29 protein-coding genes and 3 pseudogenes are annotated in these 26413 nt (G+C 50.3%); 17 read left to right on the top strand and 15 right to left on the bottom strand.

The window, feature by feature from the left end; all coding sequences use genetic code 11:
* Positions 1–83: 83 nt before the first annotated feature.
* From KDW_RS35725 to KDW_RS33550, 6 genes and pseudogenes are all read left to right on the top strand, one after another.
* Positions 84–461 (top strand): annotated as a pseudogene (locus KDW_RS35725) (DUF6585 family protein); the annotation flags it as partial.
* Positions 462–497: 36 nt separating this feature from the next.
* Positions 498–1199, top strand: a complete 702-nt coding sequence (locus KDW_RS02280; RefSeq protein ID WP_151754462.1) for a hypothetical protein — start codon at positions 498–500, stop codon at positions 1197–1199.
* Positions 1200–1359: 160 nt separating this feature from the next.
* Positions 1360–2169: a hypothetical protein gene (locus KDW_RS02275; RefSeq protein WP_162004883.1), complete on the top strand. Its 810-nt coding sequence runs from the start codon at positions 1360–1362 to the stop codon at positions 2167–2169.
* Complete coding sequence (locus KDW_RS02270; protein ID WP_151754460.1) at positions 2166–2498, top strand: hypothetical protein; 333 nt, start codon at positions 2166–2168, stop codon at positions 2496–2498. Before KDW_RS02275 ends, KDW_RS02270 begins: the two co-directional genes overlap by 4 nt.
* Before the next feature lie 177 nt (positions 2499–2675).
* Entirely contained in the window at positions 2676–2990 is a 315-nt protein-coding gene (locus tag KDW_RS33555) for an alpha/beta fold hydrolase (protein ID WP_233097590.1), read from the top strand.
* Positions 2991–3019: 29 nt separating this feature from the next.
* The gene (locus KDW_RS33550) at positions 3020–3481 is read left to right on the top strand and encodes an alpha/beta fold hydrolase (protein ID WP_233097589.1); all 462 of its coding nucleotides are present in this window, start codon (positions 3020–3022) and stop codon (positions 3479–3481) included.
* Positions 3482–3574: 93 nt separating this feature from the next.
* Here the strand turns inward: KDW_RS33550 and KDW_RS02260 are convergent, their stop codons facing one another.
* Both KDW_RS02260 and KDW_RS02255 read right to left on the bottom strand, forming a co-directional pair.
* The gene (locus KDW_RS02260; protein WP_151754459.1) at positions 3575–4714 is read right to left on the bottom strand and encodes a site-specific integrase; all 1140 of its coding nucleotides are present in this window, start codon (positions 4712–4714) and stop codon (positions 3575–3577) included.
* A gap of 39 nt (positions 4715–4753) precedes the next feature.
* Positions 4754–4960 (bottom strand): helix-turn-helix transcriptional regulator, encoded by a 207-nt coding sequence (locus KDW_RS02255; RefSeq protein ID WP_151754458.1) that lies wholly within the window; start codon positions 4958–4960, stop codon positions 4754–4756.
* Between the two features lie 742 nt (positions 4961–5702).
* On the opposite strand from KDW_RS02255, the gene KDW_RS02250 reads away from it, so the two are divergent.
* Positions 5703–6941, top strand: coding sequence for an MFS transporter (locus KDW_RS02250; protein ID WP_151754457.1), 1239 nt, complete (start codon positions 5703–5705; stop codon positions 6939–6941).
* 386 nt (positions 6942–7327) lie between these two features.
* Here the strand turns inward: KDW_RS02250 and KDW_RS02245 are convergent, their stop codons facing one another.
* The gene (locus tag KDW_RS02245; protein ID WP_151754456.1) at positions 7328–7630 is read right to left on the bottom strand and encodes a hypothetical protein; all 303 of its coding nucleotides are present in this window, start codon (positions 7628–7630) and stop codon (positions 7328–7330) included.
* Positions 7631–8713 (bottom strand): ParM/StbA family protein, encoded by a 1083-nt coding sequence (locus KDW_RS02240; protein WP_151754455.1) that lies wholly within the window; start codon positions 8711–8713, stop codon positions 7631–7633.
* 298 nt (positions 8714–9011) lie between these two features.
* Here KDW_RS02240 and KDW_RS02235 point away from each other — a divergent pair.
* The 7 genes and pseudogenes from KDW_RS02235 to KDW_RS02210 all read left to right on the top strand — a co-directional run bounded on the left by KDW_RS02235 (position 9012) and on the right by KDW_RS02210 (position 14789).
* Positions 9012–9817: pseudogene (locus KDW_RS02235) on the top strand (IS5 family transposase).
* A 65-nt stretch (positions 9818–9882) separates the two neighbouring features.
* Entirely contained in the window at positions 9883–10101 is a 219-nt protein-coding gene (locus KDW_RS32590) for a methyltransferase domain-containing protein (protein ID WP_198925169.1), read from the top strand.
* A 33-nt stretch (positions 10102–10134) separates the two neighbouring features.
* Complete coding sequence (locus tag KDW_RS32585) at positions 10135–10542, top strand: methyltransferase domain-containing protein (RefSeq protein ID WP_269822415.1); 408 nt, start codon at positions 10135–10137, stop codon at positions 10540–10542.
* Between the two features lie 1107 nt (positions 10543–11649).
* Positions 11650–12201 carry a GNAT family N-acetyltransferase gene (locus tag KDW_RS02225; RefSeq protein WP_151754454.1) on the top strand — a complete coding sequence of 184 codons (552 nt, stop codon included), beginning with the start codon at positions 11650–11652 and terminating at the stop codon, positions 12199–12201.
* Between the two features lie 275 nt (positions 12202–12476).
* A complete protein-coding gene (locus KDW_RS02220; protein WP_198925167.1) occupies positions 12477–12662 on the top strand; it encodes a hypothetical protein in 186 nt (61 codons plus the stop codon).
* A gap of 343 nt (positions 12663–13005) precedes the next feature.
* Complete coding sequence (locus tag KDW_RS02215; RefSeq protein ID WP_151754453.1) at positions 13006–13674, top strand: Type 1 glutamine amidotransferase-like domain-containing protein; 669 nt, start codon at positions 13006–13008, stop codon at positions 13672–13674.
* Between the two features lie 607 nt (positions 13675–14281).
* Positions 14282–14789, top strand: a pseudogene (locus tag KDW_RS02210) (GNAT family N-acetyltransferase).
* A gap of 147 nt (positions 14790–14936) precedes the next feature.
* Here the strand turns inward: KDW_RS02210 and KDW_RS02205 are convergent.
* The 6 genes from KDW_RS02205 to KDW_RS02185 form a co-directional block, all read right to left on the bottom strand.
* Positions 14937–15683 (bottom strand): metallophosphoesterase family protein, encoded by a 747-nt coding sequence (locus KDW_RS02205; protein WP_151754452.1) that lies wholly within the window; start codon positions 15681–15683, stop codon positions 14937–14939.
* A gap of 158 nt (positions 15684–15841) precedes the next feature.
* The gene (locus tag KDW_RS36400; protein ID WP_443092583.1) at positions 15842–15940 is read right to left on the bottom strand and encodes a DUF6429 family protein; all 99 of its coding nucleotides are present in this window, start codon (positions 15938–15940) and stop codon (positions 15842–15844) included.
* 49 nt (positions 15941–15989) lie between these two features.
* Complete coding sequence (locus KDW_RS02200) at positions 15990–17339, bottom strand: hypothetical protein (protein WP_151754451.1); 1350 nt, start codon at positions 17337–17339, stop codon at positions 15990–15992.
* Positions 17340–17649: 310 nt separating this feature from the next.
* On the bottom strand, positions 17650–18117 hold the full coding sequence (locus KDW_RS02195) for a hypothetical protein (RefSeq protein WP_151754450.1): 468 nt from the start codon (positions 18115–18117) through the stop codon (positions 17650–17652).
* Positions 18118–18204: 87 nt separating this feature from the next.
* Positions 18205–19098 carry a class I SAM-dependent methyltransferase gene (locus KDW_RS02190; RefSeq protein ID WP_151754449.1) on the bottom strand — a complete coding sequence of 298 codons (894 nt, stop codon included), beginning with the start codon at positions 19096–19098 and terminating at the stop codon, positions 18205–18207.
* A 106-nt stretch (positions 19099–19204) separates the two neighbouring features.
* Complete coding sequence (locus KDW_RS02185; protein ID WP_198925165.1) at positions 19205–19480, bottom strand: hypothetical protein; 276 nt, start codon at positions 19478–19480, stop codon at positions 19205–19207.
* Positions 19481–20152: 672 nt separating this feature from the next.
* Between KDW_RS02185 and KDW_RS02180 the strand changes: the two genes are divergently transcribed.
* From KDW_RS02180 to KDW_RS02170, 3 genes are all read left to right on the top strand, one after another.
* Positions 20153–20392, top strand: coding sequence for a helix-turn-helix domain-containing protein (locus tag KDW_RS02180; protein ID WP_151754448.1), 240 nt, complete (start codon positions 20153–20155; stop codon positions 20390–20392).
* 377 nt (positions 20393–20769) lie between these two features.
* Positions 20770–21024: a helix-turn-helix domain-containing protein gene (locus tag KDW_RS33545; protein ID WP_269822466.1), complete on the top strand. Its 255-nt coding sequence runs from the start codon at positions 20770–20772 to the stop codon at positions 21022–21024.
* Between the two features lie 599 nt (positions 21025–21623).
* Positions 21624–22022 carry a GNAT family N-acetyltransferase gene (locus KDW_RS02170; RefSeq protein ID WP_233097754.1) on the top strand — a complete coding sequence of 133 codons (399 nt, stop codon included), beginning with the start codon at positions 21624–21626 and terminating at the stop codon, positions 22020–22022.
* Between the two features lie 489 nt (positions 22023–22511).
* Here the strand turns inward: KDW_RS02170 and KDW_RS36395 are convergent, their stop codons facing one another.
* From KDW_RS36395 to KDW_RS02140, 5 genes are all read right to left on the bottom strand, one after another.
* Positions 22512–22907 (bottom strand): RNA methyltransferase, encoded by a 396-nt coding sequence (locus KDW_RS36395; RefSeq protein ID WP_233097586.1) that lies wholly within the window; start codon positions 22905–22907, stop codon positions 22512–22514.
* 85 nt (positions 22908–22992) lie between these two features.
* A complete protein-coding gene (locus tag KDW_RS02160; RefSeq protein ID WP_151754445.1) occupies positions 22993–23373 on the bottom strand; it encodes a hypothetical protein in 381 nt (126 codons plus the stop codon).
* A 365-nt stretch (positions 23374–23738) separates the two neighbouring features.
* Positions 23739–24113 carry a GNAT family N-acetyltransferase gene (locus KDW_RS02155; RefSeq protein WP_151754444.1) on the bottom strand — a complete coding sequence of 125 codons (375 nt, stop codon included), beginning with the start codon at positions 24111–24113 and terminating at the stop codon, positions 23739–23741.
* Positions 24114–24562: 449 nt separating this feature from the next.
* Entirely contained in the window at positions 24563–25630 is a 1068-nt protein-coding gene (locus tag KDW_RS02145) for a COG3415 family protein (RefSeq protein ID WP_151754442.1), read from the bottom strand.
* Between the two features lie 115 nt (positions 25631–25745).
* Positions 25746–25919 carry a hypothetical protein gene (locus tag KDW_RS02140; RefSeq protein ID WP_162004881.1) on the bottom strand — a complete coding sequence of 58 codons (174 nt, stop codon included), beginning with the start codon at positions 25917–25919 and terminating at the stop codon, positions 25746–25748.
* Between the last annotated feature and the right edge of the window lie 494 nt (positions 25920–26413).

Genomic DNA, 26413 nt, shown 5'->3' with positions numbered 1-26413 from the left:
TGCAACCTTTTTTCGTCATTGATAATTTTTTTCCGCCAATGCGTTATTATTATTGAGATAATTTGTGGAAGGATCCAATACAGATGATATCGAGGCATTTGCCGCATGAAGTCTATCAATTAGCAGCAACATATACACTGGGCGAGCCGATTAGGGTGTATCGCACGACGAAACGACCACAATTTAAAGTATATGGTTGGAGTATAGCCTTTACCTCTGTTATATGCATCATTGCAGCAGGCACTCAGATTCCTTTTCGTTTCACTCAAACTTCCCTTACTCTCTATGGTATTCTGGTTGCGATTATGTTATTTGTTGCAATTATGTTTTTTGGTTCTCTTCTGTTGCTTCGTAGGGCGACGGTTTATATTTGCTCGGCTGGTTTTATTTTCCATCATAAAAGCATGTATAAGATTGTACGTTGGGAAGACATTGAATGGGTTTCTTTGAACCAGGAACGCTGTATCGTTTACCTAACCAATAAAGAGCAAGTGATCTTGGGCCAATTGATTGACCACTTAGAAACACTCGCACAAGAAATCGAGCTCAAAGCCCGATTGATTAAGCGTCCAGAGGGGCGAGAAACCTTAGAGGTACAATTTGAACATCTGGTGAGTCACCAGGCGGTCAGAGAGCAAGAGAAATATGATCATGTTCAGAAAAAGAAGAGGTTAATTGAGAATGAGACGCCAGAAGAAGCCTTCAGACTTCGAGAAGAGTATCGTTTGGGCGGAGTAGTGGCAACATACCATGGTGGTTTTAAGGGAATTTTGCGCAGGAAGGCTGTTGGCCTGCCAATTCACTATCTGCTCTTGCTTGCTTTTCCTTCCCTATTTATTGAAGGATTTTTTCATTTTCGTTTTATCCCTTCATTCCTGGCTTCAAATACGACACCACTTTTTTGGGTCTTGTTTGTGCTCTCTTTCCTATTCATGCCACGCTTCTATGCACGCTTTCTACGTCTCCATCTCTATACAGATGGCTTTGTTTATATTGAGGGTGGTTCATTTGAAGTTGTACGCTGGGAGCAGATTGAGAAGATCATCTACCACAAGTCCATGCCAGCTTTTTTGCTTCCATTTTGCCATATCTACCTGACGAATGGCGATACGCTTGTGATCAGTGGGTATATCCATGAGCGAAGTGCAGTAAAGCAGGCATTCGATGAGCATGTGGTAAATAAGGTACAGATTGGCTAGAAGAATGAGAATAGTATCAGGACGATGATATCTCAATTTGGCTCTCACTTTATTTATAAGCATAATTGGTTGATACATAAACTGATGGTTGTATGAACGGATGTGGTAAAGGTACAATACACATATTGTAGTAAAGTAAGAAGTGAGTATATTTACTTTTATGGATGAAATGCAGGAAAACAAGGATGTCGATCAGCCTCATATTTCTATTTATGATTGTGCCTTTACCCAGGTTGCTCAGGGCAAGGATTATATTGTATACCAGGCACGCGAACCGCGTGTGCTTGGAGAGATGAAAATTGACCTCTTTCTCGAGTATGCTTCTGATAAAGGATGGTGGGGAGGTATACGTTTGAATGGACGTTTTACCATTCAACTGAAGCTTTCCTCTCAAGCTCTTTTTCCCACCTCAGAGATTGCGTTTCTGGTAACCGAAGAATTTCTTGCTGAGGAACACCGCGTGCATGAAGCGTTCAAAGATATGAAAGAGCAGAAACAAGCTCGGCAAATCTTCCATCATGTCCCACCCAGGCCAGTTGACGTTGATCCAGAGCGTTATTTTTCTCCTGCGGTGCTGGAAGTAAACGGGATCATTTTTACCCTGTATCATCTCACCAATACCGAGGCAGCCTATCGATCCTGGGAACGTAGGCGCGTGGCAGAGGCGACTATTGATCTGCGATTGGTACATGTCTATGGAAAAGGGTGGGGAGCCATCATCCTTTTTTCGGGTACACAGAGTGTGACATTTGAGCCAGCAGCCGATCAACTGTTTCTCACCCCAGAGCACGCCTTGGAAACGCTACTTGCATTCTGTGCTGAGGAAGAGCGTGTGCGTAGCCTTGTTCAACAACTTGGAAAGATTGACCCCAGGATTCCATTGTCATCACGCGTAATAGTGTGCCATCAGTGCCAGCCAGGCCTCCTTTACGGATTGATCATAGCGACTTTGTGTGGCAAAAGCAGATGAGTGAGGGGCACCTCTATCAGGCGAAACAGGCGACGCGAGTCAATTTTCATAAAGTCTATGTCCAACTGATAGAGACGTGGCGGAAAGGATGGCTAGCCGGGGTGCAATTTCGCGATATCTCAGGCATCTATTTTGAGAAAGATGAAAACGTTGGATTTGCGACCCCCGAAGAAGCGTTTGCCGCGGCCCACCGCTTTATTGCGCGAAAAACAGAAGGCTGGCGCATGCTGTACCATGCGCACAATGCAAGGATCGCGCTACAATGCCGGATTGGTCGTTATGACCAACTCATATCGATTAGCACAACGAGGGAAGTCTCTGACAAGTGATTGTGGCGTGGCCCTCGAATCCACAGGATATTTCCGGCTGGTTTGATTACTGTTGCCCTTAGCCTGCTCCCTCAGGTGATGAAGAGCAAGATCCGAGAAGTTTTTTCAGGCCAGAGTGCTACACTGTTTTTACTTACAAGAGGGCAACAGCAGTTGATCCACAAGAGAGGACACACCATGAGAACAGTCATTTCTAAAGATGGCACTCCCATTGCATTCGATCAGTCAGGTCAGGGACCCGCACTCATCCTGGTGGCTGGAGCACTTTGCTCCCGATTATCCTGGTCAGGACCGGAGCTCGCCAAACTTCTTGCGCCATACTTTACGGTGTATAACTACGACCGTCGAGGGCGAGGTGACAGCGGAGATACCAGGCCATATGCCGTCATGCGTGAAATCGAGGACATTGAGGTATTGATTGACGAGGCTGGCGGGTCGGCGTACCTGTATGGTCATTCCTCGGGGCTGCTCTTGCTCTTGAAGCAGCCGTAAAGCTTGGTGAGAAGGTCAAGAAGCTTACCATGTATGAGGCTCCTTACAATGATGCGAGTGAGGCGAAGCTTGCATGGAGAGCATACATCCAACACCTGACAGCGCTGTTAGCAGCAGATCGCCGTGGTGATGCCGTGGCGCTGTTTATGGAGTTAGTTGGGACGCCAACCGATCAGATTGAAGCCATGCGTCATACACCGGCCTGGCTCCCGCTTGAGGCGATAGCGCCGACGCTTGCCTATGACCACACCGCTATTCTGGGCAATGATGGGGCGGTGCCTATCGAACGAGCCGCGCAGGTGCGTGTGCCAACGCTGGTCATGAACGGTGGCGCGAGCTATCCCTTTATGTATGAGACAGCGCGAGCGCTCTCGAAAGTGATACCTCATGCGCAGTTGCGAACCCTGGAAGGGCAAGGCCACGGCCTCGCTGACGACATTCTCGCCCCCGTATTGAGAGCGTTCTTCCTTGGAGGAGGCAGTTCCAATTGAACACATTGACTGTTATTGCCCGCTTCCATGCGGGCTCTTTCATTTTTTTGCGCCCCGATGATTGCCTTTTTTCAGCTCATGACTGCAACAGACTTAGTGTCTAGATGTTGAGATTGTGAAGAGACCGTTCAGCCGTGTGACGGCCTGCGCTTGCAAGGATGGTAGGACATGTGAATAGGTGTCTAGTGTCATCGTGATGGTGCTGTGGCCGAGCAGTTCCTGGACGATCTTTGGATGTATGTCCATGGTGAGGAGCAGGGTTGCGGCGCTGTGACGTAGATCGTGAAAGCGAATCATGGGCAATCCCGCTTTTTGTAAGAGCGGTTTGAACGAGCGACGCATGATATTGCTTGCTTCCAGGGGATTGCCCAGTTGATTGCAAAATACCCAGTCCTGATCATTCCACGCTGCTCCCATCTGCAGGCGTTGTTCATGCTGGTGAATTCTGTGGAGTTTGAGGGTGTCCACCGCGATGTCTGTCAGATAAATGTTTCGCCGACTCTTTACCGTTTTGGGCTCATCGACGACGAAGCCCAGCCTCCCGATGCGCGCAACCGTTCTCCTGACCTGGAGCTTTTTCATGTCGGAGGAGAGATCAGCCCATTTGAGTCCCAGCAGTTCGCCCTGGCGCATGCCTGTGGTCAGGGCGAGAACATAGAGGGCTTCGAGAGGATCTCCCTGTGCCATGCATAAGAAATGTCTGGCCTGCTCGGCATTGAGGACCTGCATCTCACGTCTGGGCACACGGGGGGCATCTACCGCGTCACAGACGTTGCGCACCACCAGACCCCAGCGAAGCGCGTCGTGTAACGCACGGTGCAGGAGGCGGTGGACATGCTTCACCGTTTGTGGGGCGTACCCTTTGTGCAATTCGCCGTTATACAGCCGTTGTAAGTGCTGCGGTGAGAGTTGCTGCAGCTTGACGTTGCCAATAGCAGGAATGATCTGGCGCTGTATCATGTGCTGATAGCGAATATAGGTTCTGGGGCGTAAGCGTGGTTGCGCTGTATCTTGTAGCCAGGTCTCCAGAAAAAAGGCAACCGTTTGATCTTTGCTGGCGAGTATGACACCCTGATCTTTCAAATTATTGATTTCTCTGATGGCTTTTATTGCTTCCTTCTGTGTTGCAAAGTAGAGATATTTCCTCCTGCCCTGGCCTATGGTGATGCTGGCAGTCCAGCGTCCATCTTTGCGCCGGTAGACGGTTCCTTCACCGTTTGCTCGCTTGCCCATAGCGTGTATGCCTCCCTTTGTATTGTTCGTGTTGACCACTTATAGCGATGCATTTTCCTGCTCTGTAATCCACTTCTGGAGGGAGTCGATGGAGATGCGGACGGATCTTCCAAAGCGAATCACGGGAGGCCCTTTCTGTTGTGCGAGCAGTAAATAGAGCTTGGCACGAGAAAGGCCAAGACTCTGGGCCGCTTGTGGAATAGTGAGGAGCAATTGGGGAACTTCAGGTGCTTGTGCTGATGACATGGGTTGAATCCTTTCATTGGTGGATGGTTATGGGTTGTCTCCTATGCTATTTTCTCTTCTCTCCATGGGTGTGATCTCCTCACAGCGTACTTTTCTCAGACCTGGAGCACCGGGGTATGGGTGGTGTGGACAGGGGGAGAGGTTACGGTACTGCAGGGGTGCCCTTAGGGTAGTTAGGCCAGCGACAGACGCCAGAAAGGTGGGAAAATAGTTCTTGGCGTGGACGAGTAGAAGGCAGACAAGCTTGAGCTTGCCCCCAATCCGCGTGGTCAGAATACCCATGAGCTATGGCATTGTCAGCACGTGCACCTCGCCAGACGAGTCTTCCCATCCCCTTGCGCATGGATGTGAAGAGTGGATGGGTGGGGTGATCAGTATCCATTGACGCCGATGCGATCTCCATGTTATCCTCTAGCTGATGAATAAAAGATATCTGTTCCCCTCAGGCGGTGTGAAACCGCTTTTGGCCGCGTAAGTCCGGCACAGATCGCGCTTACGTGGCTGTTTGTGAATAGCGACCTCCTCACGCGCAGCGCTGATCGCGTTGGTGCGAGGATGTGCGTTGCCTTCATCCTGAGATGTATCACAACCCCGTATTGATTGAACTCCTCCTGTGTTGCCGGGCTCCTTTTTCTTCCTTTCTCGTAGAAATACGTCGAACGAAAGGATGTTTCATGGTCAATACTCCCTTCAACCGCCGGAAGATTGAGCCTATTTACCATAGAGAAAGCGACCAGAATGTATGGACACAAAAGTCACTCCTCAACAGCCCGTTTCCCTTTGGCGCAATCGTGACTATCTTTTGCTCTGGCTCGGCAACGCCGTCTCCTCGCTTGGCACTTCATGCACACAGTTCGCGTTTCCACTGCTCATTGTGGGACTGACGCATTCGATTGCTGCTGCCGGGCTGGCGTATAGCCTGGGACAGCTTCCCTACGTCCTCCTGAGCCTGCCCGCCGGGTCGCTGGTGGATCGCTGGCCGCGCAAACGCGTGATGTTGCTCTCTACCTTCTGCTTGATGGTGTGCGTGGCGAGCATTCCCCTGGCGCTGGGGCTTTCCAGCGGGCTACTGCGGCTGCTTCTCCTCTACGCCATTGCCTTTGGCCTGGGAGCCATTTCGCTTTTCTATGAGCTGGCCCAATTTGCAGCACTGGCATGGATCGTGCCAAAGAGCCAGCTCCCCACAGCAGTCGCACAGAACGAGGTGATTGTTGGCTCCAGCGCGCTTGTCGGACCCGCCTTGGGTAGCTTGCTCATAAGCATCAGCAGGCTGCTCCCATTCGTCACCGACGCGCTTTCCTCTCTGATCTTGCTCAGCTCATTGCTCTCCATCCGCTCGCCCATGCAAGATGAATGGAGGACGGAGCGTCACCACCTGCTCCAAGAAGTGCGCGAGGGGCTCACCTGGCTGCGGGAGCATATGGTCATACGCTCGATCTTCCTCATTTCAAGCTATGTCAACCTCACCATCACAGCCAGTATGCTTCTCGTCCTGGACATTGTGCAACAGCAGCATATACCGTCCGTGCTCTACGGCCTGATCGGAGCCGCTGGCGGCGTCGGGAACCTGCTTGGCGCGGCGCTCTGCCCGCTGATGCTTCGGCGCATACGCTTTGGTCTCACGCTTCGCTGTGCCCTGATCGTGTTCGTGGTGCTCTTCCCTCTCTATGGCTTCATCACGACGCCACTGCTGTTGGGAGCCGTATACGCTGCCATCGCTCTCTCTGACTCGATCCGTGCGATCTTCATGGACAGTTATCGCTTCGCTGTCGTCCCAGATGCCCTGCAAGGCCGCGTCAATGGCGTCTCTCGCCTGATCTTGTGGAGTTGCCTCACCATCGGCTCCTCCGCACTCGGGCTGAGCCTGGAGCATCTGGGCGTGTTGCCGACCGTGGGCATCGTGTGGAGTGGCCTGCTTCTGATCACCGGATTTCTGTTTCTCTCTCGGCATATGCGGCAAGCGACATTACCACAAGAGTAAATCCTATCCTGCCGCTGGCTTCTCTTGTTCACGGGAGAGAAGCCAGCGGCTTGCCGTTCAATCGTGTGAGCGAAGTCGCCTGAGAGGTGGTATCGTTTCTGCAGATATGATCAACGTCTCACTGCTGAGATGTGGCGACTTCGCTAGCCGCGAGAGAGCGGCGTTCACGATTGCTTTTTCATAGCCTGCAAATGATGGTTCGCGCACGAAAGGCCACGTTTGAGGACAAAAATGACCTGAATGTTCGACATCTAGAATTTTTATGCTCATCTCGCGTCGAACATTCAGGTCAATTACTGAGAGAGGTGACGATTATCCCGATAATGGGAACCATCAGGTGGTGCATGAAAACGGTCATCAGTCTCCATTGGACAATGCTTCATTCCTCAATCGTCGAGAACACGGCTGGCTGCTCGTGCTACCGGATTGGACGTTGTGGAGGTGGATGCCATCCCAGATGTGTTTGGCTGATCGTGTGATTTTAGAGCTTGGTGCTGCGATGAGATGGTTGGTATCCAGGCACCAATGGATTGTCCTTGTTGCAGTTTGTTCCATTCGATCAATAGGCGACGCGTGGCTTCCGCTCTGCTGAGACCGCCCCATTCGTGGCGATAGGCATCCAGGGCCTGTAATGCCTCATGATCCTTTGGCAGACTGGTACTCCAATACACTTCATCTGCATTTCGCATTTATTGGACCTCCCAGCGTTCTTCATCAAGAGCCAGGGCAAGATCGGCATAACCGCAGATGTTGGCGTCTTGTGGATCTGGTATGGTAACGATATGACAATCCTGGAGGGTTGCACGAACAATCTGTTCGAAGTAGTATGCGCCGCCGCCACCAAGATAGATGGTATCGAATTGCGATCCTGGTGGGGCTTCTTCCACATTCCAGGTGCCAGCAAGAAATGATGAGAGCGGACGAGCAATGCGTTGGATGGATTGTTCAATGGTGTCTGTAATGAGCTCATCAGTTATCTGTCCGGCATTGATAGTGATGGTGGGGTAACACTGATGATGGGCATATGCCTGAAGAATGGCATGTGCTTTCTCAGTGGTGATTTTTCGACGATGTGTTCGTCCCATCTGTTGGAGATCTTCTACCAGTTGTCCCACTCCAAATTGCTCCCCTTTACAGAGGCGTCCAAGCAGACGCTGTCCAGATGCGGCAACGAGATCGGTTGTACGCTCACCGATGTCGATGACGGCTTGCTCACTCGTTTCATCTCCGTAATGGATGAGTATCCCTTGTCCCTCCATGGCAACATAGCCGCAGCGCACCACCACCTCGCGCTCCCGTCCATTGAAGGTAAAATGGTAGGTTTGCGAAAGGGCGTGACGAACGTGTTGCCGTCGTTCCCTCTCATAGAGACTGACCGGTAAGGCTGTAACCAGACGAAGCTCAAAGCAGCGTTCAGGAATGAGGATACAGGCCAGACAAAGGAGTAACATCTGCGCATGATCAGACCAGTAGCGGCGTTCATCGTTAAAAGCATTGTCAAGATGGGTGCCGTGGGCGAGCAGATTGCCGGGAAAGTACGTTCGGTCCTGCCAGGTCATCACATAATCTCCAGGCTGGAGGACCGAGGAAAGCGTTGCATCACTATCACTACTTTGGAGCAGGAGCGAAATGTCCCCATCAGCAAGAAAGCTGGGAAGGGTCACAAGATCCTGACTCATTGGAAGGCCATCGGCCGGGATAACTTTGAGGCCAGCGATGCCAGAACCAACCTCAAAACCTGCATAGTAGCGTGGATAGGAAGACAGTTGCATACACGTATCCTTTCTGAAATCACTACAGTTACTGAAAAGATGTATGTGCTGAATAGTATTGTCTGTACCGGACAAATTGGGACGTTGTGTGTTTCTACTCTACCCGATGCACCGGGCAGCAAAGGGGCAGGGAGGAGTAGGGCAGGAAGGAGTAGGGCATAGCTGCCTTATTTTTAAGGAAAGATCAACTTTATAGACCTTGCTTCAATTGCTCATGTGTGGCGTTCTCTCGTGATGGAGATAGCCTATGATGAGTACCGTACTAGGGCGTGTTTGCAAATAGCCGATAGAAAGGAGTATGAGAAGAGGCGAATTGAGCGATGAGCAATGGGAAAAGCTGGCCCCCTTGCTGCCGCCGCAAAAGCCCCATGTGGGTCGTCCAGCACACGATCATCGTCTGATTCTGAATGGCATTCTTTGGATTTTACGGACGGGAGCCCCTTGGAGAGATCTTCCCGAGCGATATGGTCCGTGGAGAACCGTGGCAAGCCGATTTTATCGCTGGGTCAAGGCGGGAATCTGGCAACACGTCCTGCAAGCCCTGCAGCAACAAAGCGATGCCGCAGGCCACATTGATTGGGAAACGCATAGCGTTGATAGCACCGTGATTCGTGCCCACCAACATGCAGCAGGAGCAAAAGGGGGGATCAAAATCAAGAAGCATTAGGCAAGAGTCAAGGCGGTTTCAGCACGAAAGTGCATTTGCGAGTGGAAGGCCAAGGGAAACCGATGACGGTTGTGCTTACGGCAGGACATCGCCATGAAACGACCAAATTCGAATGCCTGATGGAGCAAGGGGCTGTCAAGCGAGCAGGACGAGGCCGTCCCAAGCTACAGCCAAAGCGGGTCCTGGGAGACAAAGCCTACAGTAGTCGTAAGATCCGACGGTACCTCAAAAAGCGAGGAATTGATTACACGATTCCCCGCCGCAGCGACGAGACGCGCACCGGGCCATTTAACCGAGCCGTATATAAAAAGCGGAACCGCGTTGAACGCACGATCAATCGTCTCAAGCAGTTTCGGCGAGTAGCCACCCGCTATGAGAAGCGGGCAGTCAACTTCCTGGCTATGGTCACGCTTGCCTCTATTCTGCTTTGGTTATGATTTGCAAACACACCCTAGTGAAATAATGCTACAATAAGCACATCATACTCTTTGAGGAGACCGCCTTGCTACATTTTAATGATCAGGTTGAGTATTGGGATGAGGTGGCCGCCACCAAAAAGTTTACTCATCCCGTAAATTTTTCCTGGCTTGATGGCTTGCTGGACTCGCAGAGCCGCATTCTTGACTATGGATGCGGTTATGGGCGCGTCATGAATCTGTTGCATGAAAATGGATATCTGAACGTAGAAGGAGTGGACTTTTCTACTCAGCTGATTCACTGAGGTCAACAATCTTTTCCTCACCTTTCCTTTCAAGTGATTCATTCTCCGTTGCTCCCATATACAGAGGAATCTTTTGATGCCGTTTTTTTGTTTGCTGTGCTGACATGTATTCCTCATGATGAGGATCAGCATGTGCTGATTGATGAACTCATTCGTGTGTTAAAGCCCGGTGGTATATTGTATATCAGTGATCTTGAGTTGCAGGGTGACGAACGTAATCGAGATCGCTACGACCTCTTTCAGCAAAAATATGGCGTATATGGAGTGTTTGAAACGGGAGATGGAGCCGTCTGTCGCCATCATCCTATGGAATGGCTAGGCTCTTTGGTATCAAGTTGTGAACTCCTGGCTACTGAAAAGGTAGAGGTAGTAACGATGAACGGAAACCACTCCCAGGCTGTTCAATTACTTGCACGTAAATCTCTAACGGAAGACCGGTAGATAGAGGAAAATAGAGAGACATTTTACTTGAAAAAAGACTGCTAATGTTGAGGTAACATTCCGAGTGCTGCCTATTTTCATCTGTGGAACTACAGATTTACTCTTTGAGATGTGCAATGAGATGGCCTTTTAGCCAAAGGGCTAGAAGCCTTTCTGTTGTACAGATTTTTGCTGGACACGTCCATTGAAAGCATGTACATGTCCATCATTCACGTGTACATTTCGCTCGAGATAGTCTATGTCCTGCCATGGTCCATCAAAAGACCGACAATGTACGGAACAACTCTGTACGGAGCTCGTTTCAGACGTAGCAATACTTTTTTGTTGCTCATACTCGATATCCAAAAACAAACAGGTTTTACTGATCATCAGGAGAGTTCTTTCATTGGATCTATGAAGGCCCTGCAATCCTCATTTCAGTTCATGATCAGGGAACAATAGGTATATTGCCTTGATCATGCTTGTAGAGCTGCTCTCCTCTTTGAAAATTACTGAGGGACAGCACCTCTACTGCGGTAGCATTCCTGCTGGGGCAGATTGTTCATCTGCTTTTTTATTTTTTCTCTTCATTTCAATTCTACAAAAAAAGACCCTGGAGTGAAGGGGCAACCAATAGGCAGGGTGGAGTAGGTGAGATGAAAACTGTTGGATGTCTTCACCTTTCTTCTCCGGAAATCTGATCCAGGTACTGCGAACAGCCAGGGTAGATGCTGGAAATGCCCCTGTCCACTTTTTTGCTCTCTTTTTTTCTCCACAGGCCTGTGAAGCGGTTTGATTGGTTGCCCAATTTTCGGCAGATCTCGATTTCGTGGTTTTTTTTTCACACAATTCATTACCACAACAGGTGCGCAATCAGAGATCCCATTGACAAGGCCGTTCTTTTCATCCTGCCAGCTTGTCGGAGATAAGTACATCCCACCAGGGAGGCACAGGAAAAGAACAAATGGCGCATCTGATCGACGACAGCGCGACTTTTGGGAGCGCCGCGATTGGGAACACGGTTGTATTGTTTCTCTGTCCTCAGCACAAAACGGTAACACCCTGGTTGTTTTTGAGAGGGAAAAGCGAGTATGCTAGAAACGTTGTATAAGGAGGTAATCTATTTTTATGACGTTCGCAACCTGGTGGCGGGGAGATTCCTTACCCTGTCTTTCGCCTCTCCCAATATTCTCCGCCCACCTCTCGACGGATACACAATTGGTCGCACGCCTTTCCAATCATTCTCCGCAAGCCATCGCCACCCGTTTTCAGATGGGGAATCGGTGCTATCTCGCTTTCATGGGCGAGGTTCCCGTTGCCTATGGGTGGATGGCAACGCAACAAGGAAGCATTTCGGCGCTTCAGTTGTCCTTTGCCATTCCCTCTGGAAATAGCTATCTCTATAATTTTCAGACCTTTCCAGAGTGGCGTGGTCGTGGCATCTATCCTCATCTGCTCCAGGACATCATTCATCAGGAACGGTTTGTTCAGCGCTTTTGGATTGGATATCTGCCCGACAACGAAGCATCGGGTCGTGGTATCAGGAAAGCAGGCTTTCATATGGTGAGCGATCTCGTTGTCTCTGGAGATCGCGTCGCTGGTATCACTCTTTTTGAGTCGAGCGAACGTGCTCAAGCAAGTGCCGATGTCTTCCATCTCCCCGTAATAGCTGGGACGTAAAAAGACAGGAGATAGTATGCTTGCTTCAAGAAGGTCGAGTCCCTCGCAGTGGACTCTCATCGGAACGCTTGCGCTGTCGGCCTATCACGCGCTGGGAATCTGGATGGAAAATAATGCCTACACCATTGTTGGATCACGGCGCAAGCTTCGCCTGCGCCGGGGCGAAAATCTGGACGATGCGCTGACCGAGATCCAGTTTCCGGTTGAGAAACTGGCATGAACGAGAGGCGCTCAGACACGTACGTAACCAGCAGAAGAACGAAAGGAAAACGGATATGGGAAGGTTAGATGGCAAAATTGCGATTGTTACAGGAGCGGGACGAGGAGTAGGGCGAGCGATTGCAGATGTGACTGACCCACAAGCTTGCGAACAGGTTGTCGATCAGACGATCCAACGCTTTGGGCAGATCGATATCCTGGTAATAGTAAATTGGGCCAAACTGCTACAAAATTTTGGGTGAAACCCAGGAAATCAGCGCGAAACCCAGGAATGGATCGCTGAAGTTCTGGAGAAACCGCTCTGTATCGAGAGAAATGGTACAGAATACTGGAAATACACACGCAACTCTGCTTCTGAGACCGTGTTTTGGAATGCGCGGCGGCAGCCCTGCATGACAAGGAGAGCAAGATTGGAGAAGTTCTTTTGTAGATTCGTATGCTAAACTTCTTCAGGGGCACCACTAGACGCGCTCGCCTGATCAGACGACCAACGCGTAAGCGCTGCGGAACGCCCGATTTCCGTCTCAAAGAGAGGGATTAGAGGAGCCTTGCGGCTCCCATTCAATTGGCAAGGAGAACCACTTAATGAAATTGCTGCTCACCTCGGCTGGCATCAAAAACGACAGCATTCGTAACGCTCTGGTTGATCTGCTGGGCAAACCCATTGCCGAGTCCAGCGCCCTCTGCATCCCCACTGCGGGGTACGGGCACCCCACGGGCAGTCCTGGTGGGGCATGGCGTTTCATCACTGGTCAGTCCTCCACACCCATGTGCGAGCTGGGTTGGAAGTCCTTGGGCGTGCTGGAGCTCACCGCGTTGCCCAGCATCGGTGAAGAGCGCTGGGTCCCCTGGGTCCGAGAGGCAGACGTCCTGCTGGTGAACGGCGGCGATGCGCTGTATCTGTGCCACTGGATGCGGCAGTCCGGGCTGGCGGACCTCTTACCGGAGCTTCCCGAGACGGTCTGGGTGGGGCTGAGCGCCGGGAGCATGGTGATGGCCCCCAGAATTGGAGAGGACTTCGTCGGGTGGAAGTCGCCCGCCGGTGGCGATAGAACGCTGGGCATAGTTGATTTCTCGATATTCCCGCACCTAGATCACGAGGATCTGCCGGAAAACACCATGGCCGACGCAGAAAGATGGGCCGCCGGCATGCCGGTGCCGGCCTACGCGATTGACGATCAAACCGCCATACAAGTGGTTGATGGCGTCGTCGAAGTTGTCTCCGAAGGCCATTGGAAACGGTTTGTGCCCTAATGGGTGGTTGAGAACTGGTTCGTTTTTGCATCCCAAACGAGCGAGGAGCGCAGTATACGCTCCTCGCTACCTTTTCGTCCAGGTTGTCCCTTGCCTGATCCACAGAGGGCCTTTGTTCGCACGTGTCATGCGCAGCGGCGTGTGAGGGGAATAGATAGCGAGTTCTCCCCGAATCGTCGCCTTTCTGGCTGCTCCGCACGCCGGACACTGGAGTTTCTCCACTCCCGTGGCTCGGATTTGTGCTGACTGAAGCTCCATGACTGTCTCAGAAAAAGGACAGTTCTCCGTACTCTCTTTGTCTTGGGGTTCTCCCACCTCAAAGCGGACGGGCTGTTGTTCGCCAGCACAAGGCTTCTGCCTTGTCAAAGCTAAAGCTGGTAGGGGTTGCACGTCTTCTAAGGCCAAAAAACGAGTTTTGACCCATATCTCGGATCTGCCCACGGAATGCGCAACGAGATAAACTCAAGCAGACGAAGGCTCCTGGCAAGCTCGTCTGAGGACATAGCCCTTGTGGAATTCCTGGGCTTTCGGCTACAATAGCGGAAGGAGTTTTCTCAAGACAAGGAAGGAACAACGCGAAACGATGCGTGATTCACTCGTACCCTCCATCAAAAGCGTTCCTCCCGAAGAGGAACCGGCCGTTCTCCCTCAACTGATCCGTCTGCTGCAGGATACTGTCGCCAGTGGAGCCTCGGTTGGCTTTCTGCCGCCCTTGAACATAGAGGATGCGCAGCACTACTGGAGGACGAGTAGCCCAGGGCACCTGCGTGCTTCTCGTAGCATGCGACGCAGGTCAAATCGTTGGCTCGGTCCAACTGTCATTGGCGACGAAACCGAATGCAAAGCATCGGGCAGAAGTGCAGAAACTCTTTGTCCTCTCCAGTCAACGTCGGAGAGGGGTTGGGCGAGCGCTCATGCATGCGGTTGAGCAGGTGGCTCGTGACGGTGAGCGAACGTTACTCGTGCTCGATACGCGCGAGGGAGACAGCGCCGAGCGGCTCTATCGCACGTTAGGGTATTGCGAAGTTGGCATCATTCCAGCGTATGCGCGAAGCGCGAACGGGACGCTTGACAGCACTATCATCTTTTACAAAACGCTCCCACTGGGGAAGTGAAGCACGCAGGAAATATCATTTACCCACGGATTGCGTACGCTCTCGCCACCAACCAATCTTCACCTCTTTGGCATGACAAACGCTTTGCTGCTTTCCTCCGTCTGTAAACAATAGGCGTGCGAAGCGAATGAGGCGGATTGCTGCGGATTAGCGCGCTCGGCCTGTGGTCAGCCACTGTGCCCAATCAGCACGCTGATTGCCACGTGCGACTTGCGCTGCCTGCTCCCACGCGTACGACACCTGGATATGCTCCACCTGCCACCCATACTGGTTCTGATACAAAAGCGCATAACGAGCATGAGGGCTGCCGGATTCCATACCATATGTCTCCATCGAGTAGGCCGGCATTCCAATGCTCCCAGGGTTAATGAGGAGCTTTCCTTGCGGGAGGGAAACCGTGCGCGGGATGTGGCTATGTCCACTGAGGATAACGGATTGGGCAATCTCAGCAACGCTGGTCACGATGGCTGAAGTGCTTCTCAAAAAGACACCAGAAGGAGTGACATCTTCAAGGAGATACGGCGCATCAAAGAGGTCACCGTGGCAGACAAAGAGCTCATCGGCAACAATGGTTGTGTCCGGCAAGGAGTGCAGCCAGGCAAAATGAGCTGGGTTGAGTTGGGTGCAGGTGTAGTTTTGGGAGAACGAGCGTTTTTCCTGCGGTAGAAACAGCTCGCGATCGTCGTTGCCGCAAACGTTCACCATCGTGCGGGCGATGAGCAGGTCGGCGGTGCCCGCGGGATCGAGCGGGCCTGTCAGGTGATCTCCCAGATTCACGATCTGTTGGATGCCTCGGCGATCAATATCCTGCAAGACCGCTTCCAGGGCCCAACGATTCCCATGGATATCGGCAATGACTGCCAGAGGAGTGTGAAAGGTCTTCGTTTCGCTCATGGGTTTCTCTTTTCTCAAAGTGAGGTGTTTTCAGAAAAGTCTACCATATCGCCGCTTCTCTGCAAATATGCTTAACATTGAGGAACGGTCGGTCAGCAAGCTGTCACTCTCTTGCTACTACCTCGTTGCGCAATCCGTGGGCAGATCCAAATCAGTTGTCAAATCACACCTTTCCAGGCGCGGTAGGAATCATAGAGCGTCAGTTGTAGCAGGGCGAGGACTACTTCGTCTATTTTGTCCTGGTTGTAGGTATCCATGGGTGTGACTCCTCTCATCTTTGAACCTATGGTGAGAACATATCTACATTCATGCTAATGCTATCAAGAGTGGCCGTAATTTTGACTTGTGTTGGTGCCGTTCTACCAGATCAGCGAGGTAGACGTGCCATGTGTCATCTTGTCCTAAAAGGTGATAGGCTGTCCGTGCTTTCGTGAGCCAGTTGGCTGCGGCCTGATAGTAAGAGGCTTTGGCTCCATTCATAATATGTTCGGCTTGCTGGCGGCACGCCTGGACAACCCATTCCAGGACGGTCTGCTCTTTGAGTGCGGCGTCTACGACCAGTGCAACCAGCGTGTGCCGCCGATCCGTTTTCAGCACAGCAATGGCATCCTCAAAGAGATGCTCATGTAAGAAGATCTGGAGTAAGCCGTGCGCATCGGTGGTAGAAGGAGCCTGGCGTGCACTATCCAGGAGTCTGGCACGGTATTGGGGCCATTGGGTTCCGGCGATATGGGCGAGGTGGAGATAATGCTTCAGCGTCGGCTCGCCCTGAAAGGCAACCTCGCCTGCTTTCAGTGCTTGTGCCTGTTCTCCTATGCGCCAGGATTGGTCACGCAGCCAGATGGCAAGCGGGACGCGGTCGCCATCAAGGGTGATGCCAAGATCGGCGATCTGAAGACCTTCTGATCGCGCGCCATGCGTCCATAACGCCTGAGCCACTGCCAGCGCGTCCTCGACTGTTGTTAGATGGTGCTGTCCATAGGAGATCGCTTCCGAGATCTGTCCCTGTCGCACGAGCATGGTCACATACGCTCTGGTCTGGCCTTCTGCTTTGGCCAGATACAGGTATTCCTGAAACCTCTCTTGTTGTTCCAACACGGTGAGTCGAGCTCGGGTGAGGTGAGGAGCATAGGCAGGAATCTCACCATCCCAGGCTCGCTCTTGATGAGCTGTTCCTTGTAAGATACGTTGAAGTGGAACATGATCCCAGCCTTCACGAAGAGCTGCCTGAGGAACCGCAAATGCTTCATGTATGCTATGCCAGTCGGCAAGTCGTGTTTGCCAGCTTGTTATCTGTTTCGCCCAACGTTTGCGCTCGGTGGCCGTCAGATCAACCTGGAGCGCCGTCTCGGTCCACACCCTGGTGAGTTCCTGAAAGAAATCGCTGACCTCACCATGAATATCATTGAGATGCATCCATTGCTCGGTCAAGACATCCGTGACAGCCTTGAGCGTCAGCAGAGCCTGCCGCTGTTCATTCACTTGTAGTTGTATGGACGTTATCGCTACAAACTGCCAGATCTCATTGAGCACCGCATGCGTTTGACGTGTTGCCTCTCGTGGATGCAGGCGATACTGGCTACGAATCAGTGTGCGAATGTGCTGGCGTATCATCTTTGGCTCAAGTGGGCTTGTTGTGTGTGCAGAAGGAGGCACCGGCTCTTCTCTCCTTATCTGGTAACGTTCTTCATGGAAGCAACACGATGCTCTGTTGCTGCCTCAATAATCCTCTGGCGTTTCTGCTCTCCCATTCCTTTCGCGCCTTATGCTCATTGTATCACCTAAATGCGTTCGATCAACAGTCGCCCACTAGACGTTTACGTCATGAGATTGCTCTTTTGTGAGGCAGCATCACTCTGGCGCCGGTGTGTGGGGCAATCCGTGGGAATGCAACGCCAGAGAGGATCTTCCAGGATATAGTGGCTGGAATGGATGTGCATCAAAAAAATCCAGGAACTGTTTTTCCTCAATGCGTCCCTTTGGTGAGATGTCCAGGAATAGCGATATCGCCAATCAGGAATCCCTCTGGACACGGTGTGAAGGAATGATGGGTGAGGTGTGATTTCTGGGATAACCATGATCCAGCGAGAAGGGCTGCATGGTGCCGGTCGCGTGCATAGACAAACTGATATTCATCGACCAGATGCGCCTCTGTATCGTTATGGCTTGTTTCGCGGCTTGCCCTCACAATCCAGAGAAACAGGTAGTCATCCCACGTGACGATATCCACCTGATCAAAGGAGAGAGCCAGGCCCGTATGCTGCGAGAGCGCGGCGAGAATCTTTTCCGCACTCTCGCGATAAATCGGCTTGTGTAGGAGCGCATGATAGACCGTGATAGTCCCAACCCCGGCTTGCCGTGCCAGCGTTGGGATATCAATGGGATAGCGCATTCTCAGGTGTTCCAGGGTTGATTTTTTCTTTCTCTCTTCCATTGCCTCTCCTCGTAGTGATCGATACATTCTTCTGCCATGACGTCTGCTTCCTGTTCACTGCAGAAACATGTTCCCAGCCAGCAGGGGTTATTTTTGCCCATAGGCAATATAGAACTCATGGGTGGTATGGCAGGCTTCCCATTCCTGTGGGAGTGCCTCAAGGGTGGCGTCAAAGCTGGCAGGACCAACGCCACCGACCAGGCAATAAAAGTTTTTGAGTCCCTGGAACGCGGCATACATATCTTTCGCGTATAAGTTCCCTTCCTTTCCACCCCAGGCCCCGACGGGGAGCTGAAAGGTTTTGGTCTGGATATGTCCTAAGCCAACGCTGGCCAGCAGGTCTCCCAGGTATTTCATCAGCGTCAGGTCGATGCCTTTCCTGGCACTGGCAGTTTGTCCCCATTGCAGGAAAGTCTGTGTACAGGCACCGACATGCTGATAGCCGTTTCCCGCTTCGGCCAGCTCAATGTAGCCGCCTGGTTTGGTAACACGAACAATTTCTTGTAGCACGGCAGGCCACAGGCTCGATGGGATCGCACTGACGAGGAGGCGTTGGTGGACAAAATCAAAATGGTTGTCTGGAAAAGGGAGGGGGTCCATGACATTGCCCTGCACGAATTGATAGTTCTCAGGAGGCTGCAAGCCCATTGCTTGCGGCTGTTCAAGGTCCAGGCCATACACCTGCGCCTGAGGAAAGTGGCGTGCGATATCATGGGCCCATTTGCCCGTTCCGGTTCCGACATCCAGGATCCTCTGCACCGTAGGATCAATGGGCGCGTGATAGTGCCCTCCCAATAACTTGTGGAGGGTATAGTGCTGAAAATTAATGCGTTCCTCCTCACGCTCATCCTTCGGTAACGCATAGGGAACATCCACGCGATGCCTGCGCCCTCGGATAAAGGCGACCGGACATGTGAACAGATGATCATTACAGGTATTCCATGTCGATTTTTTTCTGCGCAAGAACGAAAAGAGACCCATTTTGTTGCTCCTTGACGTGTGAACTAATCAGGCTCCCGAAAATAGTGTGAACAAGGTTTATCGTTGTGTGATGGTGTGCGTGACCCCTGCTATCCGATGGCATGAATCACAATTGCTTTGGCGGTTCCTCTCCATGGTTGTCAGAGCTATGTGAGGTATCACTGTGGGAAGCATCAATGGTTTGCGTAATAAGCACCATGGCCTGCTCGCCGACATGGGTGCGCAATTCCTGATGAAGCAGTTCCATACGCTCCATTTTGCTCGTAATAAACTGATGCTGCGAGACGCCTGCTGCCGTCCCCGACAGTCCAAGCCTGGCGGCAGTGTATTCCGCATCAATAAGTTCAAGTAAGCGAACAACGTCGCTAGAATGCTGCTGCATAATGTTCCCTCCTAATGTGGCATGGTTTATTCCTATACGTTTTCAAAAAACACAATGACGTCCTATCTACAGGTCATCCGTATGAGATGCGTAGGTATGTTTGATCGAGATGGTAATAACTTCCTCTATCAGAGAAGCTCTGTTATGGGATGCATGGCTTGCAGTTGTCTATGTTTGCATGATGGTCCTCTTCTTCTATGCTTTCTGTGAAACCGTGTGTATGACGTACTTCTTTCTAATCAGATCCACGTGAGAACTATGATTGTTCAATTTTCTTCAAATGTGTAATCGGTGTATCATCCTGACATTGTCTTGAAAACAAACGATCTGCCTTTATGCGTAGGTAGAAGGTAAGCATGTTGGAATGGTTTCTCTGTAACTGTATAAAGGATTTTATCCTAGAAAATCATAAGGCGATCTTTTTGTTTCTGGCTTGTGCTCGATACATAAAAATCTACTGTGGTGAGCAGCATATTGGATGTAACACACATGTTTTGTCCTTTTATCCTGCGTTCCTGTTTGCTCTTAGCTGTGTCATTTCCCTTTCATCTCTTTCTGACTGTACATATGTGTTCAGTATCCGATGTTCAATACTAAGATACTAACATTACACGCGTAATTTCGTCAACCTAGTCTCCAGAATACAATGAGCAAAAAGTATGAGGAGCAACTATGAAACCGCGATTGAAGGTGAAGGAAATCGCTCAGGCAAAAGGATATAATATGTCGAGCCTTTCAAGGAAAGCTGATGTGAGCTTTAGAACTATTAAGAGATATTTTCGAAATCCATTTGATCCTGCTACAACTGATACGTTGGGTCGAGTCGCTCAAGCCTTAGACGTTGAAATTGGAGACCTGATAGAAATGGTGCCCGATGATTATCACGAAAAGGAATCAGGAAGGGAAGAGTAAGAAGAGCGACCTGCTCCTTTCTACCGCAACCTTTATTGTTCCCGCCAGCGGAAGTATCTGGTATCTTCCCAAATTTGCCGTGCAGCACGACTTCATGAATAGAGCGGCGAGACCCTGAGCGATTGTAATATCCCAACACCATCGCTGGGATCTTGTTACCAGTACGGATACTGAAGACCATTGGTGCTCTCTCCGCAATTGCTTGTGTCTTTATAACTTGATCATTGGTCTGTTTGATGTCGTAGCTACAGGGATCCCTTCAAGCAAATCTACGTATTGCCGATGTATTTTAAGGTATATACTTTGAATGAACCCCTTAGAAAGATATCATTACAAATGATCTTTTGTCAACTCCCATTACTTGTTACAATCCCACTATGTTGAGATTAAGAGTAAAAGAAGTAGCGAAGGAAAAAGGTTTTAGCCAGGGGAAATTGGCAAGGGCTGCCGATATGGCGACAAATACGCTACGAGCTATTTATAGAGATCCGTACAGGGAAGTTGCTACGACGACTATTAATAAGCTATCAAGGGCTTTGGAAGTTCCTGTTACTGAGCTTATTGAAGATGTCTCAGAGGATTTTGCTCAAAAGGAGAAGGAAGCTCTAGAAAAAGAATTTCAAAGTCGTTAAATCTTGACATGTAAATCCTCCTGTAAAAAATTCAATGACTGGCAATGCTATTGATATAGCCATGGTTATTTGAGCCATATTCGCAATCACTTGTATCTTCGTACTGTTTGCTTACTCAGGTTGTAATTGCCCCGACCACCTCGCAGCATAATTGACCTCCTTTTCCACAGCCAAGTTATGAACTTCCCCCAATGTGGGAACGGGGTCATATTTGATAGTCGGTGGTCTCTTCAATATTTGGAAGTATTCATATATTGTCTATAGACCAACCTGGGTCTGCATCTCAATTGGATGAGGATGTAAGGAGAAAAGACGATTATGACCATTGAGAATATTGTGTGCCCCCACTGTAAAGGCGTGATGGAACTTCGTAAACAAGACACGAGTTATACGAGTGGAAAGACGAAATATTACCATCGACAATTTCTGGTATGTCGCACAGATGATATCTGGATGCGGCTAGAAACGCCGAAAGAATCATCAGAACAGAAAGCACCAGCGAAATAACGCGGCTATATAATACAATATACCCTGGTGGAACTGGAGCAGGCGACCCTGCCCGGTTCTTTTTATCAGAAAGAGGTCCCTCTCCATTGAACGTGATTGAAACAGATCGGCTGATCCTCCGTCATCTCACCACTGAAGATGGTGCATTTCTTCTTGCGCTGATGAATGATCCCTCATGGTTGCAATTTATTGGTGATAATGGGGTACGAACCCTTGAAGATGCTTGTACCTATATTGTATCTGGACCAGTGGCTATGTACGCCCGCGTGGGCTTTGGTCTGTACTTAACCGCTCTGAAAGAAGATCATACTCCAATTGGCATCTGCGGACTGATCAAAAGAGAGTCACTGGAAGATGTGGATATTGGCTTTGCTTTTCTTTCCCAGTTCTGGTCCCCAGGCTACGCCTATGAATCAGCCTCCGCGGTAATCGCGCATGGAAGACAGGTTCTGGGCCTACAACGTATTGTGGCTAATCACCTCACGAGATAATCAGCGTTCAGCCCGCTTGCTAGAAAAAGCTTGGTCTGCATTTTTGAACGTCTGATCAACTCTGACCAACGATGCCCAGAGGTTCGATTATTTGCTACCGCACCCTGAGACGATGCGCTGTTCTGCCTTCAAGAGAAGCTTGCCGACCAAAGCTTCTGGATAGACTTGACTATGGGCTTTTATCTTCAACCCTCCCTGAGGTTTGGATGCGATCTTTTCTTTTGCATCTCATGCTTATTGTATCACTAAGAAAGAAATAATGTGATATTGGGAGTGTTGATTATGGTCAGAAGAGCTTATTGGTCTCTTCTGACCATAATCAACACGCGTTTTCAGAACAAACATTTCTTTACTGATTCAGAGCGACCCATCTGTGCTTTCTGGGATCATATTTTCTCCTTAGTTCTTCTAAAATTGCTTCCCCTCTAAAAAAAGAGGGGAAAACGCTGCGAAAAAATGTTGGAACCCCCAACAAGTGGTGATGACAATTCATCCTCCACGGACGATGAAGGATCTCATAGAGCACAACGGCGGGGCGGTGGGGCAATAGAAACGTTGAGTGAATCGCTGCTCCACGCATCGGAATACGCGACGATGAGGTCGCACAAAGTCTGTTGCTCGGGTGAAAGTCCCTGGCGTTCGCTGCCCATCAAGAGGATCATGGGCAATGGATAATCGGCCTGCCGGTAATTCCACAACCGCGGCATCGGATGCACCAATCACTGGATAGTGGTAAAGGCGCTTCCAGTCAGCAAAGGCCTGAAAAGAGGTTTTGACCAGGCGCTGCGAGAAAATCGCACCCATACTGGCGCGGAGCGCTGTCGGATCATACGCATCGGTAGTATGATCAAGCAGAAAAAACACCACGGCAACCAGTTGCGTCACAGTACGCAGAATCGTCCCCAGGTTGCCAGATCCTGCACAGCTTCCAGTGCAACCCAGAAATCTTCTGGCGAAAGTCTTACCTGCTCTAATAGCTCCATTGTTGGGAAACTACGGCTGCAATGCCCTGCGGATTGTCCTTGAGCGAAAAACTTTGAAAGACGTCGCTGCTCACATAGAGGCAGGGAAGTCCTTTTTTCCTCTGCTCTTGCAATAATGCTGTCCATGCTGGCTCCTCAACAATTCTGACGCAACGAGGAGTTGACGCACACGTTGTGGATAACGTAGCGCCTCCGTGACCAAGGCGGAGCCCCTCAACCAGTGCCAGCCCGGTTCGTTCGCGTTCTGAACGCTTGAGAAGAGCGCGAATTTGCTTGATTTTTGGATTGTTTCGGTTCGTGATGATCGTATCGGAAAAGACAGAAAAGCTCTGGTGCCGTTCTGTCTGAGAGTGATGCTGTTTTTCCATAGGAAACGCCTGCCTTCCAGGATGAAATGGGACCATGAAATCAAAATCTTAGCCAACCTCTGAAAAAAGGGACATGCCTATCAATGAACGAGGTGGCAAAAAGGGGAAAGCCTGGTGCAAGCGCATCAAAAGAGGAAAAGAAAAGGGCAAAAAAAATCTGTCACTTATACAAATCAGAATTGCATAAGTGTGAATACGAGAGAAACACTCTTCATATTGATCCGTGCCTCCTTGTAAGCGCTCTACTCAGGCTTGCAAGGAGGCAGGAAACATTTGCTTGTACAATGCGTACATAACGTAATCTCATGATGAAATGTATCAGGAAGCTTGGTTGATGTCAAGAAAAGAAGCAAGGAGATTTATCCTTATTCTGGTTGTTCCTGACGTAAAATGCTATATAATACCATGTCATGCCAGGCACCTTTACGCCATTGAGCTTGGCGCATCATTCCTTCACGTGTGAAGTTACTCTTTTCTAATGTCCTCTGCTCTGCTTTATTCTCACTATCTGTAAGTGTCTCTATACGCACGATCGGGTAGGTTGCGAAAAGATAGCGCACTAAGAGTTTATGGGCCTCAGTTCCATATCCCAGACCACGATGCTCCTCGGCTAATTCAATGCCAAAAAAGTAGGCTATATTCCCTTGACTTGGACCATGCCTTACTGGTCGATAATCGACCATTCCTACTATTTGCTCACTGTGTGTTACGACAGCAAGTCGCGTATACGTATCACTTATAAAACCATTTTTGTTAAGGCATGGTTCAAATCAATGTGACACTTTGAACACTCACGCAACCTGGGCGGGATACCCTAAAACAGTTAACCAATTCATTGCGGTATGCTTGCATCAGTTCGTTGTAATCGGCGAGAGACCTTCATGCAATCCTCGTGGCGCAATGCGATGGTTGTTGCCACACCGCTAGCAGGGCGAGCATCCTGCTGAAAGCGTGCGATGAACCGCTAGATGTGGGCGGACAATGCTGTGCCAGTTTTCTACTGCACTACTTGCTCGTACTGCGGTCTCCCAGGCATGAAACAAGGGCTCCGCCACCGCTCGCCAGGCTGGTTCAATACTTTGGAGCAATTCCTGGTGTGCTCGGACCAAGAATCTTGCGGCGCTGCCATGCCCATGCTAACAGCGATATCGCGTGTGGACCCAGTTGCTCACATGCTTGATGTTGTCTCTCATCCAGACTTCGGGCGAAGAGCAACAGTGATGGCAAGGCCAAGCTCAAATGTCTGGTGAGCAAACGCAGGTGCGTCTGCATCTTTTTCTGGCGCCTGAACTGCCAGCTCTTCCAGCAAACACACAATCGTTTCTATTTCGGCCATCCGATCCTGGCTGGTGAGGATCCCCATGTGTGCGTTAGCACTGAGCACGACGATCTCCAGGAGACGCTTGAGTTCTTGTGAGAGATAGCTCACCCCTTCGGCAATGCTGCGGACCTGTGCAATGTAGCGCACGTGTCCATCCACATCGGCGCTTGGTCTGCGTCCAATCACTTTTTTGCCGTCCGCCACACGCTGCGCTTGGCGTTGGATGATCGTCAAGCGATCTTCTGCTTTTTTGACACAGTGCTCCAGTCGTCCTTGAACTTGAGCAGCCAGATGCAAGATATGCCAGACATCACGCTGGTGGCTCGGCAAGCTTTGGACCTGCTTCAAGGCCTCATGGATGGCCATGCCCGCCATCACTGACGGTACATGACGCGTGATGCCTTGCTCCTGCAATTGCCACCAGAGCAAGATCCAGCTTTCTCCATCCACTTTGACGGGTGGGATACTGGCCCACACATGACCACTGTGGACATCAATCACATTGAGATAGGCTTTGCCTCGCTGACTACTGTACTGTTCATCTAAGGCCAGCGCACGTGGCATGTCCGCTCGTTGCTGGCTCATCCACCTCTGAGCGCGTTGACCCGCTTCTTTGACCAGACTGGCGATGGTTCCCAAACTGATCTGGATGCCATGCACGTCTTTGAGCATGGACTGGATCCCTCGATAGCTCGCGTGCGTTTCCAGCAACAGAGTTAGCACCAGGCTGGAAATCGACTGAGATGGCTTCTGGGGCTGGCTCATCTTGCCAAACGCTGCTTCCAAGGCGTCCCGTCCAATATGCGCCCACCGATACAAGGTCTGACGAGAGACGTGATGGGTGCGGCTCAACTCGCTCACCAGGCCGTGAGTAGGCTCAGTCATCATCTGACTCACCATATTGACGCGTGCCTCAACCGTGCTACAATGGATCATGTATCCTCCCTGAAAGTGGTGCTTTTTTGATAATATTCACCGTATCTCTCAGGGATTCTTTATGTCAACTTTCTCGCCAATTGTCACAGTGCTTCACGCTCATCTTGAACCATGCCTAAGGCGCAGCTTTGACGAGCAAGGAGATACCTTGAACAAACTCCTTATTTGAAACGTCTTGACGACGACCAAATCCGTAATCCATAAACAGTTCTAGATCGCCTAGTTTCCTCATTTTGCTATTTCGATCAGTGTCGGATAATGCACCAACAATCTCTTCTAAGATACTCAATCGATCTGCTCCTCTGAAAAGCTGTATTTGCAGTTTTTTTGCAGTTTCCAATGCATTTGTGGCGGGAACTACAAACATTATATCCCAATTTATGGCTCAGCTGAAATTCGCAAAAGGCAAGCTGTCAGGAGAAAATTAGAAGAAATAGCTTGCTGCAATATATTCTAACCCCTAGTGTATAACCGGCGGCATATTCTATGTCATAGGATGTATTTACTAAAAGCGCCATAGATTCAGGAGGTGTGATCACAATGGATATTTGCTGTCGGTCATACTTTCACCTTCCAACATGTCATATGAGTGTGTAACTATGATGAAATCTGACGCGTGAAAGGGAACGGTATATGATAAATAGCGAGAGTCAACTGAACGGCGGCGAAGAACAAAACAGAATTCTGTGGGCAGGATCTGCATCTCTAGGGTGGGTCATTGTCTTTATTGTGTTTCATGTGTATTGGGCGTTTGGGGGCCGGTTTGGCTTAGGGGATGCGAGC

This window comes from Dictyobacter vulcani (genome assembly GCF_008974265.1).
GTDB classification, from domain to species: Bacteria; Chloroflexota; Ktedonobacteria; order Ktedonobacterales; family Ktedonobacteraceae; genus Dictyobacter; species Dictyobacter vulcani.
Note: the sequence above shows the minus strand (reverse complement) of the source record. Positions and strands in the feature narration are given on the sequence as shown.